The sequence below is a fragment of the Streptomyces sp. NBC_01216 genome (assembly GCF_035994945.1).
GTDB lineage: Bacteria > Actinomycetota > Actinomycetes > Streptomycetales > Streptomycetaceae > Streptomyces.
The window spans coordinates 4,022,181-4,036,808 of the sequence record NZ_CP108677.1; the positions used below are offsets into that span (position 1 = coordinate 4,022,181).

A 14,628-nucleotide genomic window follows, 5' to 3' on the forward strand; every position below is an offset into this window, starting at 1 on the left:
ACGATGGCGGACGCCAAGGTCATTCCGTTCGACGACGACCGCTCACGGGCCCGGCGCCCGCGGCCGCCCCGGGCAGGCCGGGAGGCGGCCGTGCGTGCCCTGACGGCCCGGCAGGGCACGGAGGAGACACCGCGGGCCGCCGCGGCCCCTCAGGAGCCCGCCGAGGCGCCTTCCGGGTGTGCCGGGCGCGGCGACTGGGAGCGGCGACTCGCCGGCGGTCTGGCGTTCCTGCGGCGGCGCGTGACGGGCGACTACGAGGTCGACGAGTTCGGCTACGACGAGGAGCTCACCGACCAGGTCCTGATGTCGCTGGTCCGCCCCTTGTACGAGAAGTACTTCCGGGTGGAGGTGAAGGGCGTCGAGAACATCCCCGCGAAGGGCGGGGCCCTGGTGGTCGCCAACCATTCCGGTGTGTTGCCGCTGGACGGCCTGATGATGCAGGTCGCCGTCCACGACCACCACCCGGCGGGGCGGCATCTGCGGCTGCTCGCCGCTGATCTGGTCTTCATGCTGCCGGTGGTCAACGAACTGGCCCGCAAGGCCGGGCACACGCTGGCGTGCGCGGAGGACGCGGAGCGGCTGCTGCGGGACGGTGAGATCGTGGGCGTGATGCCGGAGGGTTTCAAGGGCATCGGGAAGCCGTTCGCCGAGCGGTACAAGCTCCAGCGCTTCGGCCGGGGCGGCTTCGTCTCGACGGCCTTGCGCGCCGGGGTGCCGATCGTGCCGTGCTCGATCGTGGGGGCCGAGGAGACCTTCCCGATGATCGGCAACTCCCGGACTCTGGCGCGGGTCCTCGGAGTGCCCTATTTCCCGATCACGCCGACGTTCCCTTGGCTGGGCCCGCTGGGGGCCGTGCCCCTGCCCACCAAGTGGACGATCCAGTTCGGTGAGCCGATCATGACGGACGGCCATCCGCCGGAGGCGGCGGACGACCCGATGCTGATGTTCAACCTGACCGACCAGGTGCGGGAACAGATCCAGCACACGCTCTACAAGCTGCTGGTGCAGCGCCGGTCCGTCTTCTTCTGAAGCCGGGGTCTTCGAGGCGGAGGTACGGCCGGGCCGTGCCGGGGCTTCGGCGGAGCGAGCCGGACCGCCGGGTCGGCCGGAGGCCCGGCCTGCCGAGGGGGCGCCTCCCGAGAGGAGGCGCCCCCTGTGCGTGCCGCTGTTCCCGGATCAGGGGACGTCGTCGCTGTCGATGCCCAGCCCGGGGAGCAGGCCCGGCAGCAGCGGAGGGATCGTCACGTCCGGTAGGGGCGACGGGGACTGGTTGCCCGAGGGGCTCGTCGGCGTGCCGGGGGCCGAGGGCTTCAGCAGACCGCCGGTGCTGCCGCCGAGCAGTCCGCCGTCCTCCGGGGTGCCGGTGTCCGAGCCGGACGGATCGGGCTGGGTCGAACCGGTGCCCGAGGGGGGAGCGGTGGAGGAGGACGCCGGGCGGGGCGTCCGGGAGTCCGGGCCGCCTTGGCCTGAGCCCGGGTCCTCGGTGCCGGCGACGTCCTTGTCCAGGGTGCGCGGGAGCATGCCCTGGAGGGGTTCGACGTCCTCGTCTATGGCGACGAAGACGTCGTTCACCTGCTCGCCGACGTCCGCGAGCTGGAGGGGCAGGCGGGTGCGCAGGCCGTTCCAGGTGTCGCGGTGGGACTGGGCGAAGGAGTTCAGCCGGGCCATCGGGGCGATGGTGCCGTCCTTCTGGTACGCGAGGCGCAGCAGACGGTGGCCCTCGGTGGCGTCGTGCTTCATGCCGCCCAGGGCGCGACGGATCTCGGCGAGCGACTCGTGGTCCAGGTCTCCGGCGCGGCCCCGCTCCATCAGTCTGCGGGCCTCGCTGAGACGCGTCGACGCCTGGTCCAGGTAGATCCCGCCGCGGTCGGCATCGTCGTCGGCCATCCCGAGCTTGATGTCCTCCATGCCCCGCTTCAGCCCGTAGAGCGAGTCGCCGGGCAGCGCGTCCGAGCTGGCGGCCGCCACGCCGCTGAAGGCGCCCGCGGCCACACCGACCGTGAGGCCGCCCGCCGCGATGCCCTTCGACCATCGGGAGCGCGGGCGCAGTTTGCGGAGCGGGGAGGCCCGGTGGGTCCCCCGTCCGCCCGCTGTCCGCTGTTCCGGCACCGCGGGGCCCGCGCCCGCGGTGCCTTCCGCGAGCATCGCTTCCATGGCGGCGACGAGCTGTGCCCGTTGCACCACCTTGACCTCGGGGTCCATCTCCGGCCGCGGCAGTTCGCCGAGGCCGTTCGCCAGGGCCAGCAGCCTCCCCTGTTCGGCCGGTTCGGCCGAAGGCTGGGGCTGCTCGGCCGCCGTGGCCTCGGACGTCCGGTCTTCCCAGGCCTGGGCGAAGGCGTTCGCCCGCCGGTGCGCCGATACGTTCGCGATCACTGGCGGCACCTCCTCTCGTCATGACGGTCGACTCCCCTTGGTGTCCGGAAGGTTGCACACCTTGCGCACATCCACACGAAAGAGTGAGTGGCTGCGGGCATGGCGTGACCACAGGGAGCCTGCATTCCGCACAACGAGCGGCGCGGCACTTGGGTTACGCGCGAAAGATGATCGGACCAGTGCGTCATCGAGGCGTCACCGACTGTGAGTTGGACGGGGGCCGTGGGGGCGTGGGGGAAGGGACAGCGGGGCGGCGGGCCGGCGCGTGTGGGGGGCGCGAGCCGTTCAGCGGGCGTCGTCCGGGAGCAGCCGTGCCAGGGTGCGCACGGCCCGGTACTGGAGGGTCTTGATCGCGCCCTCGTTCTTGCCCATGACCCGGGCGGTCTCGGCGACCGAGAGCCCTTGGAGGAAGCGCAGTGTCACGCACTCCTGCTGCTGGGGGTTGAGGCGGCGGACGGCGTCGAGGAGCGCGGCGTTGGAGAGGGACTCCAGGACGGAGTCCTCCGGGCTGCGCTCGACCTCGTTGGCGTCGAGCATCTCCCCGGTGGTCACCTCCAGCCGGAACCGGCTCGACTTGAAGTGGTCGGCGACCAGGTTGCGGGCGATGGTGACCAGCCAGGCGCCGAAGTCGCGGCCCTGCCAGGTGAAGGTGGAGATGCGGCGCAGGGCGCGCAGGAACGTCTCGCTGGTGAGGTCCTCCGCCGTCGCCTTCCCTCCGACGCGGTAGTAGATGTAGCGGTAGACGGTGTCGCTGTACTGGTCGTAGAGGCGGCCGAATGCCTCGGCCTCTCCGGCCTGGGCGCGTTCGACCAGGTCCATCATGCGCGCGCTGTCGCTGTCGGCGCTGGGGCGGCGGGCGGCGGTCGAGGTTCCGCTGCCGCCGCGGCTGCCGCGTCTTCCGACGGCGGCACCGCCGTCGGCCAGGGCATAGCAGGGACCGGCGGGTGCCGGTGCGGCGAAGGCAAAGGCGGGGACAGGGACGGCGTACGCGGTGGGGACGAAGCCGCGCAAGTGGTCGAGGACCGTTGCGCGCAGCGTAGCCAGGCCCGAGGCGTCAACCCCGACGTGTGGGTACACGGGACTCCCAGAGGCAGAGCTTCCATCACGTGCAGTGCGGGACCGTTCACTCATGGTGGCGAAGTGGGGGTCCGTTGTGCGTCTGAGGAGAATAACGCTTCGTACAGGCAGCGCTACACCCAGTTGCTCAAATCACCGATTACGTCGCTTCTGTTACCGCTTGAAGGCGCATCGGGTAGCAGTTGGTGACCAGTTGTTGATCGAACTGCTTCCGAGTGTGACTACATGCACGCTCTGTTGTGCTCATGTGGGAGGTGTGCGAGTGATCGCGCCCGCTGCTGGGTAGGCGGCCGCGAATGGCCGCCCGTCTCCCTGCGCGGGGGTGTTCGACCACGGACGGGTGAGCCGCCCGGGTCCGGGGTTGTCGCGATCGGTCTCAGCCGAAACGTATCGGCGGTCGGTCCCGCGACAGGGCGGGTCGTCCGGGCCGCCGCCCGGGACGCCCGCGGTGGCGGGACCGTCAGCGGCGGCGGCGGTGCAGGGCGACCGCGGCGGCCGTGCCTCCGGCCAGCGCGCCGACACCCGCCGCGGCGGGGATGCCGACCTTGGCGGCCTTGCGGCCCGTCCGGTAGTCGCGCAGCCGCCATTCGCGGGACTTGGCGTGCTTGCGCAGCTTGGTGTCGGGGTTGATGGCGTAGGGGTGGCCGACCAGCGAGAGCATCGGGATGTCGTTGTGCGAGTCGCTGTACGCCGCGCAGCGGGCGAGGTCGAGGCTCTCGGCGGCGGCCAGCGCGCGCACCGCCTCCGCCTTGGCGGGGCCGTGCAGCGGCTCGCCGACCAGTCGGCCGGTGTAGACGCCGTCGACCGACTCGGCGACCGTGCCGAGCGCGCCGGTCAGGCCGAGGCGACGGGCGATGATCGTGGCGGTCTCCACCGGGGCGGCCGTGACCAGCCAGACCTTCTGCCCGGCGTCCAGGTGGGCCTGGGCGAGCGCGCGGGTGCCGGGCCAGATCCGGTCGGCCATGTACTCGTCGTAGATCTCCTCGCCGATCGACATCAGCTCGGCGACCCGGTGGCCCTTGACGATGGACAGGGCGCTGTCCCGGGCGTCCTGCATGTGCTCCGGGTCCTCGACGCCGGCGAGCCGGAACCATGCCTGCTGCCAGGCGAACCGGGCCAGTTCGCGACGCTGGAAGAACTTCCGCTTGTACAGGCCGCGGCCGAAGTGGAAGATCGCGGCGCCCTGCATGACGGTGTTGTCGAGGTCGAAGAAGGCGGCGGCGAGGGAGTCGCCGACGACCGGGAACTCGGGCTCGGCGGGCTTTCCCTCCGCCGCGGCGTCGGCCGCCGCTCCCTCCCGCTCGCGTTCCAGCTGGAGGGAGGCCTTCCGCGCTGCCTCGGCAGCGGCCTCGCCTGCCAGGACGCTGCGCGCGGTGGCGGAGCGCCTACGGGGGGTGAGCCATCCCAGAGCGGCCATGTCGTGAGCATAGCCAGTCTGTTCGGGACTTCCGGACTCGTGAGGATGCCAAGGCGTGAACACTCCGGGACTCTCCTGTTAAAGGGACGGCGAAGGAGCAAGGAGGAGCAAGCCGGACAGACGTGGCGTGCGGGCCGGGGAGTGCCCGCGGGAGTGGACCGGCGTGGCGCGCGTGTCGCGGTCGCGATGCCGGCACAGGGGGGCGCGGCGGCGGATTCCCGGCGCAGAATGGACGGCATGCTGGGACGGACGAAGAAGAAGGACGCCTCCGCGGCCACGCGGACCGTGACGCTGATCGGAAAGCCGGGTTGTCATCTCTGTGACGACGCCCGCGCCGTCGTCGAGGCGGTCTGCGCCGAGACCGGGGCGCGCTGGGAGGAGAAGGACATCACCCAGGACCCCGCTCTCCATCAGGCGTACTGGGAGCAGATCCCGGTGGTGCTGATCGACGGCGAGCAGCACACCTTCTGGCGGGTGGACGCCGGACGGCTGCGCCGTGAACTCGGCGGGTGACCGGAAGAGGGCTACCATCGTGGACGTTTTGTTGACTTTCGGGGGCGGAGTCGTGAGGAGAGTGTGCGGTTTTGCCCCCTTCAGGAGCTCAACGGGCTGACCCGGCGAACGGTTCCGTTCCGAAGGGAACCGGCCGCGTGACCCCGGTCACTTTGGCCGGACAAAACGGACACCATCTTTGTGCACGCGTTCACAAAGGCATAGCCTGCAGTGGACGGGGCGGTCCTGGGACATCTGGCCGCCTACAGCCCCGCTCATCCCGCAGGAGCACCGTGGCAACTGGCCGAACTCACCGACCGGCGACCCGCAGCCGAGGAATTCCCGAGGCCACCGTCGCCCGGCTTCCGCTGTATCTGCGTGCGCTCACCGCACTGTCGGAGCGCTCCGTACCCACGGTCTCCTCCGAGGAACTCGCAGCCGCCGCGGGGGTCAACTCCGCCAAGCTGCGCAAGGACTTCAGCTACCTGGGCTCGTACGGTACGCGCGGCGTCGGCTACGACGTCGAGTACCTCGTGTACCAGATCTCCCGCGAGCTCGGTCTGACGCAGGACTGGCCCGTCGTCATCGTCGGTATCGGCAACCTCGGCGCGGCCCTCGCCAATTACGGCGGGTTCGCCTCCCGCGGCTTCCGAGTCGCCGCGCTGATCGACGCCGACCCCGCCATGGCGGGCAAGCCGGTCGCCGGCATCCCGGTGCAGCACAGCGACGAACTCGAGAAGATCATCGAGGACAACGGCGTCTCCATCGGCGTCATCGCCACCCCGGCGGGCGCCGCCCAGCCGGTCTGCGACCGTCTCGTCGCCGCCGGTGTCACCTCCATCCTGAACTTCGCCCCGACCGTGCTCTCCGTGCCCGAAGGCGTGGACGTGCGCAAGGTCGACCTCTCCATCGAGCTGCAGATCCTGGCCTTCCACGAGCAGCGCAAGGCCGGCGAGGAAAGCGGCGCGGCCGAGGCCGCCGTACCCCCCGCCACGCGAGGCGAGGCCGCCGCGGCGAGCCGCAAGGGACCCGACGGGGACATCCCCGCCGTGATGCCGGCATGAGCCTCCTCGTCGTCGGCCTCAGTCACCGCAGCGCTCCGGTCAGCGTCCTGGAGCGGGCCTCGCTCACCGGGGACACCCGGGCCAAGCTCCTGCAGGACACCCTCGCCGCCGAACCGGCCGCCGAGGGCGCCGTCCTGGCCACCTGCAACCGCATCGAGCTCTACGCCGACGTGGACAAGTTCCACGCCGGTGTCGCCGAGCTGTCCACGCTCCTCGCGCAGCACAGCGGAGTCGGGCTGGAAGAGCTGACCCCCTACCTCTACGTCCACTACGAGGACCGGGCCGTCCACCACCTGTTCTCGGTGGCCTGCGGACTGGACTCGATGGTCGTCGGGGAGGGCCAGGTCCTCGCCCAGATCAAGGACGCCCTCGCGCTCGGCCAGGAGCTGCACACCGCCGGCCGGCTCCTCAACGACCTGTTCCAGCAGGCCCTGCGCGTCGGCAAGCGCGCCCACAGCGAGACCGGGATCGACCGCGCCGGGCAGTCGCTCGTCACCTTCGGCCTGGAGCAGCTCGCCGGGGGCGCCGACGTCGACGCCTGGGCCCGGGGCAAGCGGGCGCTGGTCATCGGCGCCGGCTCGATGTCCTCGCTGGCCGCCGCGACGCTCGCGCGCGCCGGTGTCGCCGAGATCGCCGTCGCCAACCGGACCGAGGCCCGCGCCGAGCGCCTCGCGCAGATCCTCACCGAACCCGGTGCCGTCCTCGGCAGAGGCGCCGGCACGGCCGCTCGCGCGGCCGGCATGGCGGACCTCGGCGACGAACTGACACGTGCCGACATCGTGATCTCCTGCACCGGAGCGACCGGACTCGTGCTGACCGCCGAGTCCGTCGAGACCGCCATGCGGGGCCGCACGGCCCCCCTGGCACTGCTCGACCTCGCCATGCCCCGTGACATCGACGCCGCCGTGCACCGTACGCCGGGCGTGCGGCTCGTCGACATCGAGTCGCTGGCAGAGGCGTCCGCCGACGCCCCGATGGCCGCCGATGTGGACCAGGTCCGGTCCATCGTCTCCGACGAGGTGGCCGCCTTCGGCGCCGCCCAGCGCGCCGCGCACATCACGCCGACCGTGGTCGCCCTGCGCACCATGGCCGCCGACCTCGTCGCCGGAGAGGTGGCCCGGCTGGAGGGCCGGCTGCCCGACCTCGACGACAGGCAGCGCGCCGAGATCACCCAGACCGTGCGCCGGGTGGTCGACAAACTCCTGCACGCGCCGACCGTGCGGGTCAAGCAGCTGGCCAGCGAGCCCGGCGGTGCCGGGTACGCCGACGCGCTGCGGACACTCTTCGACCTCGACCCGGAGACGGTCGCCTCCGTCTCCCGGGCCGACCTGAATGACGCCGACGTCAAGAACCGAGGGCGAGTATGACCGAGAGGGCACTGAGGCTCGGGACCAGGCGCAGCAAGCTCGCCATGGCCCAGTCCGGACAGGTGGCCGACGCCGTCCGGCAGCTGACCGGCCGACCCGTCGAGCTCGTGGAGATCACGACGTACGGGGACACCTCCCGGGAGCACCTCGCACAGATCGGCGGCACCGGTGTGTTCGTCGCCGCGCTGCGCGACGCGCTCCTGGCCGGTGAGGTGGACTTCGCCGTCCACTCACTGAAGGACCTGCCGACCGCGCTGCACCCCGGGCTGTCCCTCGCCGCGATCCCGCGGCGCGAGGACCCGCGTGACGTGCTGATCGCGCGCGAGGGGCTGACGCTGGACCGGCTGCCGAAGGGCGCGCGGATCGGCACCGGTTCGCCGCGCCGCACGGCCCAGCTGAACGCCTACGCGCGCAGCAACGGGCTGACCATCGAGACCGTGCCGATCCGCGGGAACATCGACACCCGCGTCGGATACGTGCACAAGGGCGAGCTGGACGCGGTGGTCCTCGCCGCGGCCGGCCTCCACCGCATCGGCAACACGGAGGAGCTCACCGGCTCCCTGTCGCTCGACTTCCTGTCGGTCGACTCCGTCCTGCCCGCCCCCGGCCAGGGGGCACTGGCGATCGAGTGCGCGGCGTCCGACGCCGGCCTCGTCGCCCTGCTCGCCGGACTCGACGACCCGCACACCCGGGCCGCCGTGACCGCCGAGCGTTCCCTGCTCGCCGCCTTGGAGGCCGGCTGCTCCGCACCCGTGGGTGCGTTGGCCGACCTGCCGGCCGAGGATTCCGGCCGCGGGCAGATTGTCACCGAAATGCGCCTGCGCGGCGTCGTCGGCACCACCGACGGCTCGACGCTGGTGCAGCTGTCCACCACCGGACCCGTACCCGCGTCGCACGACGAGGCGATGGCGCTCGGACGCGAACTCGCGGACGAGATGCTCGCCAAGGGTGCGGCCGGTCTTATGGGGGAGCGAGCACTTTGAGCCCCACCAGCCCCACCACCAGCCATGTGCCCTCGGCCTTCCCCGGCCATGGGAGCGTCACCTTCCTCGGTGCCGGACCGGGCGATCCCGGACTCCTTACGCTCAGGGCCGTCGAGGCCCTGGCCGGAGCGGATGTCCTGATCGCCGAACCGGAGGTGCTCGAGGTCGTCCGCTGCCATGCCCGCACGGGCGTGAGCACGCCTGAGTTGACGATTGTCGACGAGGCGTCAACAACCGCCGGTGTCCCCGTGTTGAGGGATGCGACCAATCTTGTCATGGAGGCCGCGCGGGGCGGCAAGCGGGTCGTGCGCGCGGTGACCGGCGACCCCGGTCTCGACGGGGACGCGGGCCGGGAGATGCTCGCCTGCGCCGCGGAGGGCATTCCCTTCGAGGTCGTGCCCGGGGTCGCCGCGGCGGTGGGCGTGCCCGCGTACGCCGGTGTGCCGCTGCGGGACGCGCAGGGCACCGACGTACGTTTCGTGGACGCCCGGACCGCCGACGACCGCTGCTGGAGCGAGGTCGGCGCCTCGGACGGGACCGTGGTCGTCTCCACCTCGCTGGACGCGGTGGCCGCGGCGGCCGGAGAGCTGGTGGCGGCCGGCCGTAAGCCGGACACCCCGCTCACCGTGACCGTCGGCGGCACGACGACCCGGCAGCGGACCTGGACCGCGACGCTCGGCACGATCGCGCAGGTCTTCAAGCAGGGCAAGGTGCTCCCCTCGCCGGAGGGCCACCGGCATGTCATAGCCGTGGTCGGCGAGCGCAGTGCCCCGGCGCAGCGCGACCAGCTGGCGTGGTTCGAGTCGAAGCCGCTGTTCGGCTGGCGGGTGCTCGTGCCGCGCACCAAGGAGCAGGCCGCGTCGCTCTCCGACCAGTTGCGCAGTTACGGTGCCGTGCCGCACGAGGTGCCGACGATCGCCGTCGAGCCGCCGCGGACACCGCAGCAGATGGAACGTGCCGTCAAGGGCCTGGTGACCGGCCGGTACGAGTGGATCGCCTTCACGTCGGTCAACGCGGTGAAGGCGGTGCGGGAGAAGTTCGAGGAGTACGGGCTCGACGCACGGGCCTTCGCCGGGATCAAGGTCGCGGCGGTGGGCGAACAGACGGCCGCGGCGCTGGTCGACTTCGGCGTGAAGCCGGACCTGGTGCCGAGCGGCGAGCAGTCCGCCGCGGGCCTCCTGGAGGACTGGCCGCCCTACGACCCGGTCTTCGACCCGATCGACCGGGTCTTCCTGCCGCGGGCGGACATCGCGACGGAGACCCTGGTCGCGGGCCTGATCGAACTCGGGTGGGAGGTCGACGACGTGACCGCCTACCGGACCGTCCGGGCGTCGCCGCCGCCCGCGGACACGCGTGAGGCGATCAAGGGCGGCGGTTTCGACGCGGTGCTCTTCACGTCCTCGTCCACCGTGCGGAATCTGGTGGGCATCGCGGGCAAGCCGCACAACGTCACCGTCATCGCCTGTATCGGGCCGGCGACGGCCAAGACGGCCGAGGAGCACGGGCTGCGGGTCGACGTGCTGTCGCCGGAGCCGTCCGTGCACAAGCTCGCCGAGGCGCTGGCCGACTTCGGTGCCCGGCGCCGGGAGGCGGCGCTGGAGGCCGGGGACCCGGTGACGCGACCGAGCGAGCGCAGGCCCGGGTCGCGCAGGCGCCGGACCACGTAGCACCCGACGCACGCGGCGCGGGACCCCGTCGGGGTCCCGCGCCGCGTCCGCGGGGCGCCGTCCCGCGTTCCGGTGACGGTCGCCGCCGCCGGGGCAACACGGTGTCGGTAAGTACACCGTTCGCACGGGCGTAGCCTCGGGCGTATGAACTCGTACGGATCCTTTCCCGGGGCGCGGCCGAGGCGGCTGCGGACGACTCCCGCCATGCGGCGGATGGTGGCCGAGACGCGCCTGAGCGCGGCCGATCTGATCCTTCCCGCGTTCGTGCGGGAGGGCATCGCCGAACCCGTGCCGATCGCCGCGATGCCGGGGGTCGTGCAGCACACCCGGGACACGCTGCGGAAGGCCGCCGTGGAGGCGGTGGAGGCCGGGGTCTCCGGGATCATGCTGTTCGGCGTGCCGGAGGACGCGAAGAAGGACGCGGCCGGCTCGGCGGGTACCGACCCGGACGGGATTCTCCAGGTCGCGATCCGCGACGTCCGGGCCGAGGTCGGCGAGGACCTGGTCGTGATGTCGGACCTCTGTCTCGACGAGTACACCGACCACGGGCACTGCGGGGTCCTGGACGGGAACGGCCGCGTCGACAACGACGCCACGCTGGAACGGTACGCCGAGATGGCCCAGGTCCAGGCGGACGCCGGCGTCCACGTGGTGGGCCCCTCCGGGATGATGGACGGCCAGGTCGGGGTGATCCGCGACGCGCTGGACACCATCGGCAAGGAGGACGTGTCGATCCTCGCGTACACGGCGAAGTACTCCTCGGCCTTCTACGGCCCCTTCCGCGAGGCCGTGGGCTCCTCGCTCACCGGGGACCGCAAGACCTACCAGCAGGACCCCGCGAACCTGCGGGAGTCCCTGCGGGAGCTGGCGCTGGACCTCCAGGAGGGCGCCGACATGGTCATGGTGAAGCCCGCCGGACCGTACCTCGACGTGCTGGCCAAGGTCGCCGATGCGGTGGACGTGCCGGTCGCGGCCTACCAGATCAGCGGAGAGTACGCGATGGTGGAGGCGGCGGCCGAGAAGGGCTGGATCGACCGCGACAAGGCCGTCCTCGAGACGCTGACCGGAATCAGGCGCGCGGGAGCACGGATGATCCTGACCTACTGGGCGACGGAGGCCGCGCGGCGGCTCAGCCGCGAGGTCTGACGGCATCACGCGCGGCGCCCGGCAGCGACTCGCCCCGGTCGTCCCGCGCGACGGGCCGCAGCAGACCCCGACGGGGGCGGAACCTCAGGACGGTTCCGTCCCCGTCGTCGTCGTGCGCCGTCAGGACGTGCGCGAGCCTGCCGTCCTCGCCGCGGTGGTGGTACCGGGCGAGGACTCCGCCTTCGGTGCCGCCGTCCAACGGGCTGGTGCTGAGGCCGCGCGGGCGCCCTTCCCGCAGCACGGACACCCGGTCGAAGGTGTAGCGGCCGGGCGGGCCGGCGGTGATGAGAGAGCCGATCGCCGAGCCGAGGGACCGCTGGTTCACGGGATCCGCGGAGAACGCCAGATGGGCCTCCGCGCTCGTCCAGTGGGCGACGTTGAGGATCGTGCGGCCGTCCGAGCCCGCCAGACAGTACCGGGAGAGGAACGCCTCCGGCAGCGGCGCCTCGGCCCAGGCGTCGACGACTCCGTCGATGACCGCGCGCTGGTGCGCGGCGTCCTCCACGCGCCATTCCGAGATCAGGACGAGCCCGGCGTCCGGGCGGCCGAACTCGGGGAAGCCGAGCGATTCCACTAAAACGTTAGTCATGACTAACAGTTTCGGGGGTCCGATGCTTTCCGTGCAAGCGGTTTGACGGAAGGTGACCACCCTGCTCGTCCCGTTCGTCCGTCCGCCGCTCCGTCGCGCACCGGTTGGTGGGGAGCGACGGAGCGGCGCACCCTGGTAGTACCGCTGGAGGTGGTCCTCATGGAGACACTCGTCGGATGGCACGTCGACATGGAATTCAAGGAAGAAGGCAGCCGCACGCAGGCGGCTGCCCTGGTGCGGCTGGGTGACGGCACCGAGTTCCGCGCCCGCGGCAGCGCGCACCGCCACCCCTCCGACCCGGAGCAGCTCCGGGTGGGCGAGGAGATAGCGGGAGCGCGCGCGCTGATGGATCTCGCCTCGCAACTGCTCCAGAAGGCGCACACGGAGATCGACGAGGCGTCGGGCCGGATGTCACATCCCCTGCACTGACCGCACTCGCTGCCGACCGGGCCGCCGCGCTGGGGGCACGGGCCCCGGTCAGTCCCGCTCCGGTTCCGGGTGCCGGGACCGGAGGCGGGACAAGGGGGAAGCCGGAACGTCCTCCGAAGCCGGAACGTCCTCCGTCGACGTCAGAGACGCTCGGGGGTCCGGATGCCCAGCAGGGCCATGCCCTGGTGGAGGGTGCGGGCGGTCAGGTCGCACAGGAAGAGGCGGTTCTCCGCGACGTCCTTCGGCGGCTCGGGCTTGATGACCGGGCACTGGTCGTAGAACGTCGTGTAGAGCGACGCCAGCTGGTAGAGGTACGCCGCCAGCTTGTGCGGGGCGTGGTCCGCCGCCGCCTCGTGGACCAGCTCGCCGAAGGTGTCCAGGTGGAGTCCGAGGGCGCGCTCCGCCGGCGCCAGCGCGAGCTCCGGGTGGGCGAGCGGCGCACGGTCGCCCGCCTTGCCGAAGATCGACCTGATCCGCGCGTACGCGTACTGGAGGTAGACCGAGGTGTCGCCGTTGAGCGAGACCATCTGGTCCAGGTCGAACTTGTAGTCGCGCGCGGCGGAGGTCGACAGGTCGGCGTACTTCACCGCTCCGATGCCCACGTACCGGCCGTTCTCCAGGATCTCCGTCTCGCTCAGGCCCACCTTCTCGGCCTTCTCGCGGACGACGGCGGTCGCCCGGTCCACGGCCTCGTCCAGCAGGTCGACCAGCCTGACCGTCTCGCCCTCACGGGTCTTGAACGGCTTGCCGTCCTTGCCGAGCACCGTGCCGAAGGCCAGCTGCACGGCCTTGACCTCGTCGTTCAGCCAGCCGGCCCGGCGCGCGGTCTCGAAGACCATCTTGAAGTGCAGGGACTGGCGGGCGTCGACGACGTACAGCAGGGTCGTGGCCCCGAGGTTCCGTACCCGGTCACGGATGGCGGACAGGTCGGTCGCCGCGTACCCGAAGCCGCCGTCGGACTTCTGGACGATGAGCGGGGTCGGGTTGCCGTCGGGGCCCTTGACGTCGTCGAAGAAGACGCACAGCGCGCCCTCGGAGCGGACCGCGACCCCGGACTCCTCCAGAATCCGGCAGGTCTCCGCGAGCATGTCGTTGTAGCCGGACTCGCCGACGACGTCGGGGTCCCGGACGTCCATGTCGAGCTTGTCGAAGACCGAGTAGAAGTAGATCTTCGACTCGTCCACGAACCGCTGCCACAGTGCCAGCGTCTCCGGGTCGCCGGCCTGGAGGTCGACCACCCGGGCCCGCGCCCGGGTCTTGAACTCCTCGTCGGAGTCGAAGAGCGCGCGCGAGGCCTTGTAGAGCCGGTTCAGGCTGGACATGGCCTCCTCGCCGGAGACCTCTTCCCGCGAGCCGTGGTCCAGCTCGTGCGGGTGCTCGATCAGGTACTGGATGAGCATGCCGAACTGGGTGCCCCAGTCGCCGATGTGGTGGCGCCGGACGACCTTCTCGCCGGTGAACTCGAGGATCTCGACCATCGCGGCGCCGATCACGGCGGACCGCAGGTGGCCGACGTGCATCTCCTTGGCGACGTTGGGCTGCGCGTAGTCGATGACCGTGGTGCCGGCGGTCTCGGCGAACGGCACGCCGAGGCGCTCGTCGGCCGCGCGGGCGGCGAGGGTCCGCACGATCGCCTCGTCGGTGACCGTGATGTTCAGGAAGCCGGGGCCGGAGACCTCGATCTCCTTCAGCACGTCGTTCGCCGGGATGCCGTCGACGACCCGCGTCGCCAGCTCACGCGGGTTGCCCTTGAATCGCTTGGCGAGGGCCAGGATGCCGTTGGCCTGGAAGTCGGCCCGGTCGCTTCGTCGCAGCAGCGGGTCGGCGGACCCGGCCTCCGGCAGGGCTGCCGAGAGACCCTCCGCGAGGCGCTGCTGCACGGTCGAAGCGAGGGAAGGGACCGAGGCCATGAGCTTCCGTTCCTGTCGGTGGTGTGCCGGTTCCTGTGGGTGGTTCCGGTGGGCTGAATTTCGCTTGTCAAGTGTCCCATGGGAGAGCAACGTCTTTTCCCCGGCTGTGGACAA

General features: G+C 71.6%; 13 protein-coding genes. 8 read left to right on the plus strand and 5 right to left on the minus strand.

Annotated elements, in window-relative coordinates; translation table 11 throughout:
• Positions 1 to 3 precede the first annotated feature (3 nt).
• Positions 4 to 1,029 carry a lysophospholipid acyltransferase family protein gene (locus tag OG393_RS17750; protein ID WP_327375633.1) on the plus strand — a complete coding sequence of 342 codons (1,026 nt, stop codon included), beginning with the start codon at positions 4 to 6 and terminating at the stop codon, positions 1,027 to 1,029.
• A gap of 147 nt (positions 1,030 to 1,176) precedes the next feature.
• Here the strand turns inward: OG393_RS17750 and OG393_RS17755 are convergent, their stop codons facing one another.
• The 3 genes from OG393_RS17755 to OG393_RS17765 form a co-directional block, all read right to left on the minus strand.
• Positions 1,177 to 2,373 carry a DUF5667 domain-containing protein gene (locus OG393_RS17755; RefSeq protein WP_327375634.1) on the minus strand — a complete coding sequence of 399 codons (1,197 nt, stop codon included), beginning with the start codon at positions 2,371 to 2,373 and terminating at the stop codon, positions 1,177 to 1,179.
• Positions 2,374 to 2,658: 285 nt separating this feature from the next.
• Positions 2,659 to 3,450, minus strand: a complete 792-nt coding sequence (locus OG393_RS17760; RefSeq protein WP_327375635.1) for an ECF subfamily RNA polymerase sigma factor, BldN family — start codon at positions 3,448 to 3,450, stop codon at positions 2,659 to 2,661.
• Positions 3,451 to 3,910: 460 nt separating this feature from the next.
• Positions 3,911 to 4,867, minus strand: coding sequence for an HAD family hydrolase (locus OG393_RS17765; RefSeq protein ID WP_327375636.1), 957 nt, complete (start codon positions 4,865 to 4,867; stop codon positions 3,911 to 3,913).
• A gap of 228 nt (positions 4,868 to 5,095) precedes the next feature.
• Between OG393_RS17765 and OG393_RS17770 the strand changes: the two genes are divergently transcribed.
• From OG393_RS17770 to hemB, 6 genes are all read left to right on the plus strand, one after another.
• A complete protein-coding gene (locus OG393_RS17770) occupies positions 5,096 to 5,380 on the plus strand; it encodes a glutaredoxin family protein (protein WP_327375637.1) in 285 nt (94 codons plus the stop codon).
• 272 nt (positions 5,381 to 5,652) lie between these two features.
• Positions 5,653 to 6,423 carry a redox-sensing transcriptional repressor Rex gene (locus OG393_RS17775; RefSeq protein ID WP_327375638.1) on the plus strand — a complete coding sequence of 257 codons (771 nt, stop codon included), beginning with the start codon at positions 5,653 to 5,655 and terminating at the stop codon, positions 6,421 to 6,423.
• A complete protein-coding gene (locus tag OG393_RS17780) occupies positions 6,420 to 7,790 on the plus strand; it encodes a glutamyl-tRNA reductase (RefSeq protein ID WP_327375639.1) in 1,371 nt (456 codons plus the stop codon). Before OG393_RS17775 ends, OG393_RS17780 begins: the two co-directional genes overlap by 4 nt.
• Positions 7,787 to 8,773, plus strand: a complete 987-nt coding sequence (gene hemC / locus OG393_RS17785) for a hydroxymethylbilane synthase (protein ID WP_327375640.1) — start codon at positions 7,787 to 7,789, stop codon at positions 8,771 to 8,773. The genes OG393_RS17780 and hemC overlap by 4 nt, the downstream gene beginning before the upstream one ends.
• Complete coding sequence (locus OG393_RS17790) at positions 8,770 to 10,440, plus strand: uroporphyrinogen-III synthase (RefSeq protein WP_327375641.1); 1,671 nt, start codon at positions 8,770 to 8,772, stop codon at positions 10,438 to 10,440. The genes hemC and OG393_RS17790 overlap by 4 nt, the downstream gene beginning before the upstream one ends.
• A gap of 144 nt (positions 10,441 to 10,584) precedes the next feature.
• On the plus strand, positions 10,585 to 11,586 hold the full coding sequence (gene hemB, locus OG393_RS17795; RefSeq protein WP_327375642.1) for a porphobilinogen synthase: 1,002 nt from the start codon (positions 10,585 to 10,587) through the stop codon (positions 11,584 to 11,586).
• On the opposite strand, the gene OG393_RS17800 is transcribed toward hemB, so the two are convergent.
• Positions 11,570 to 12,175, minus strand: a complete 606-nt coding sequence (locus OG393_RS17800; RefSeq protein ID WP_327375643.1) for a hypothetical protein — start codon at positions 12,173 to 12,175, stop codon at positions 11,570 to 11,572. The two genes, hemB and OG393_RS17800, sit on opposite strands and share 17 nt — an antisense overlap.
• A 159-nt stretch (positions 12,176 to 12,334) precedes the next feature.
• On the opposite strand from OG393_RS17800, the gene OG393_RS17805 reads away from it, so the two are divergent.
• A complete protein-coding gene (locus tag OG393_RS17805; protein ID WP_327375644.1) occupies positions 12,335 to 12,604 on the plus strand; it encodes a DUF1876 domain-containing protein in 270 nt (89 codons plus the stop codon).
• 140 nt (positions 12,605 to 12,744) lie between these two features.
• On the opposite strand, the gene argS is transcribed toward OG393_RS17805, so the two are convergent.
• A complete protein-coding gene (argS, locus tag OG393_RS17810) occupies positions 12,745 to 14,514 on the minus strand; it encodes an arginine--tRNA ligase (protein ID WP_327375645.1) in 1,770 nt (589 codons plus the stop codon).
• Between the last annotated feature and the right edge of the window lie 114 nt (positions 14,515 to 14,628).

Bases quoted from the DNA above. Each gene is read 5' to 3' on its own strand.
- OG393_RS17750 (WP_327375633.1), top strand. From the start codon at position 4: ATGGCGGACGCCAAGGTCATTCCGTTCGACGACGACCGCTCACGGGCC.
- OG393_RS17765 (WP_327375636.1), bottom strand. From the start codon at position 4,867: ATGGCCGCTCTGGGATGGCTCACCCCCCGTAGGCGCTCCGCCACCGCG.
- OG393_RS17770 (WP_327375637.1), top strand. From the start codon at position 5,096: ATGGACGGCATGCTGGGACGGACGAAGAAGAAGGACGCCTCCGCGGCC.
- OG393_RS17780 (WP_327375639.1), top strand. From the start codon at position 6,420: ATGAGCCTCCTCGTCGTCGGCCTCAGTCACCGCAGCGCTCCGGTCAGC.
- hemC (WP_327375640.1), top strand. From the start codon at position 7,787: ATGACCGAGAGGGCACTGAGGCTCGGGACCAGGCGCAGCAAGCTCGCC.
- hemB (WP_327375642.1), top strand. From the start codon at position 10,585: ATGAACTCGTACGGATCCTTTCCCGGGGCGCGGCCGAGGCGGCTGCGG.
- OG393_RS17800 (WP_327375643.1), bottom strand. From the start codon at position 12,175: ATGACTAACGTTTTAGTGGAATCGCTCGGCTTCCCCGAGTTCGGCCGC.
- OG393_RS17805 (WP_327375644.1), top strand. From the start codon at position 12,335: ATGGAGACACTCGTCGGATGGCACGTCGACATGGAATTCAAGGAAGAA.
- argS (WP_327375645.1), bottom strand. From the start codon at position 14,514: ATGGCCTCGGTCCCTTCCCTCGCTTCGACCGTGCAGCAGCGCCTCGCG.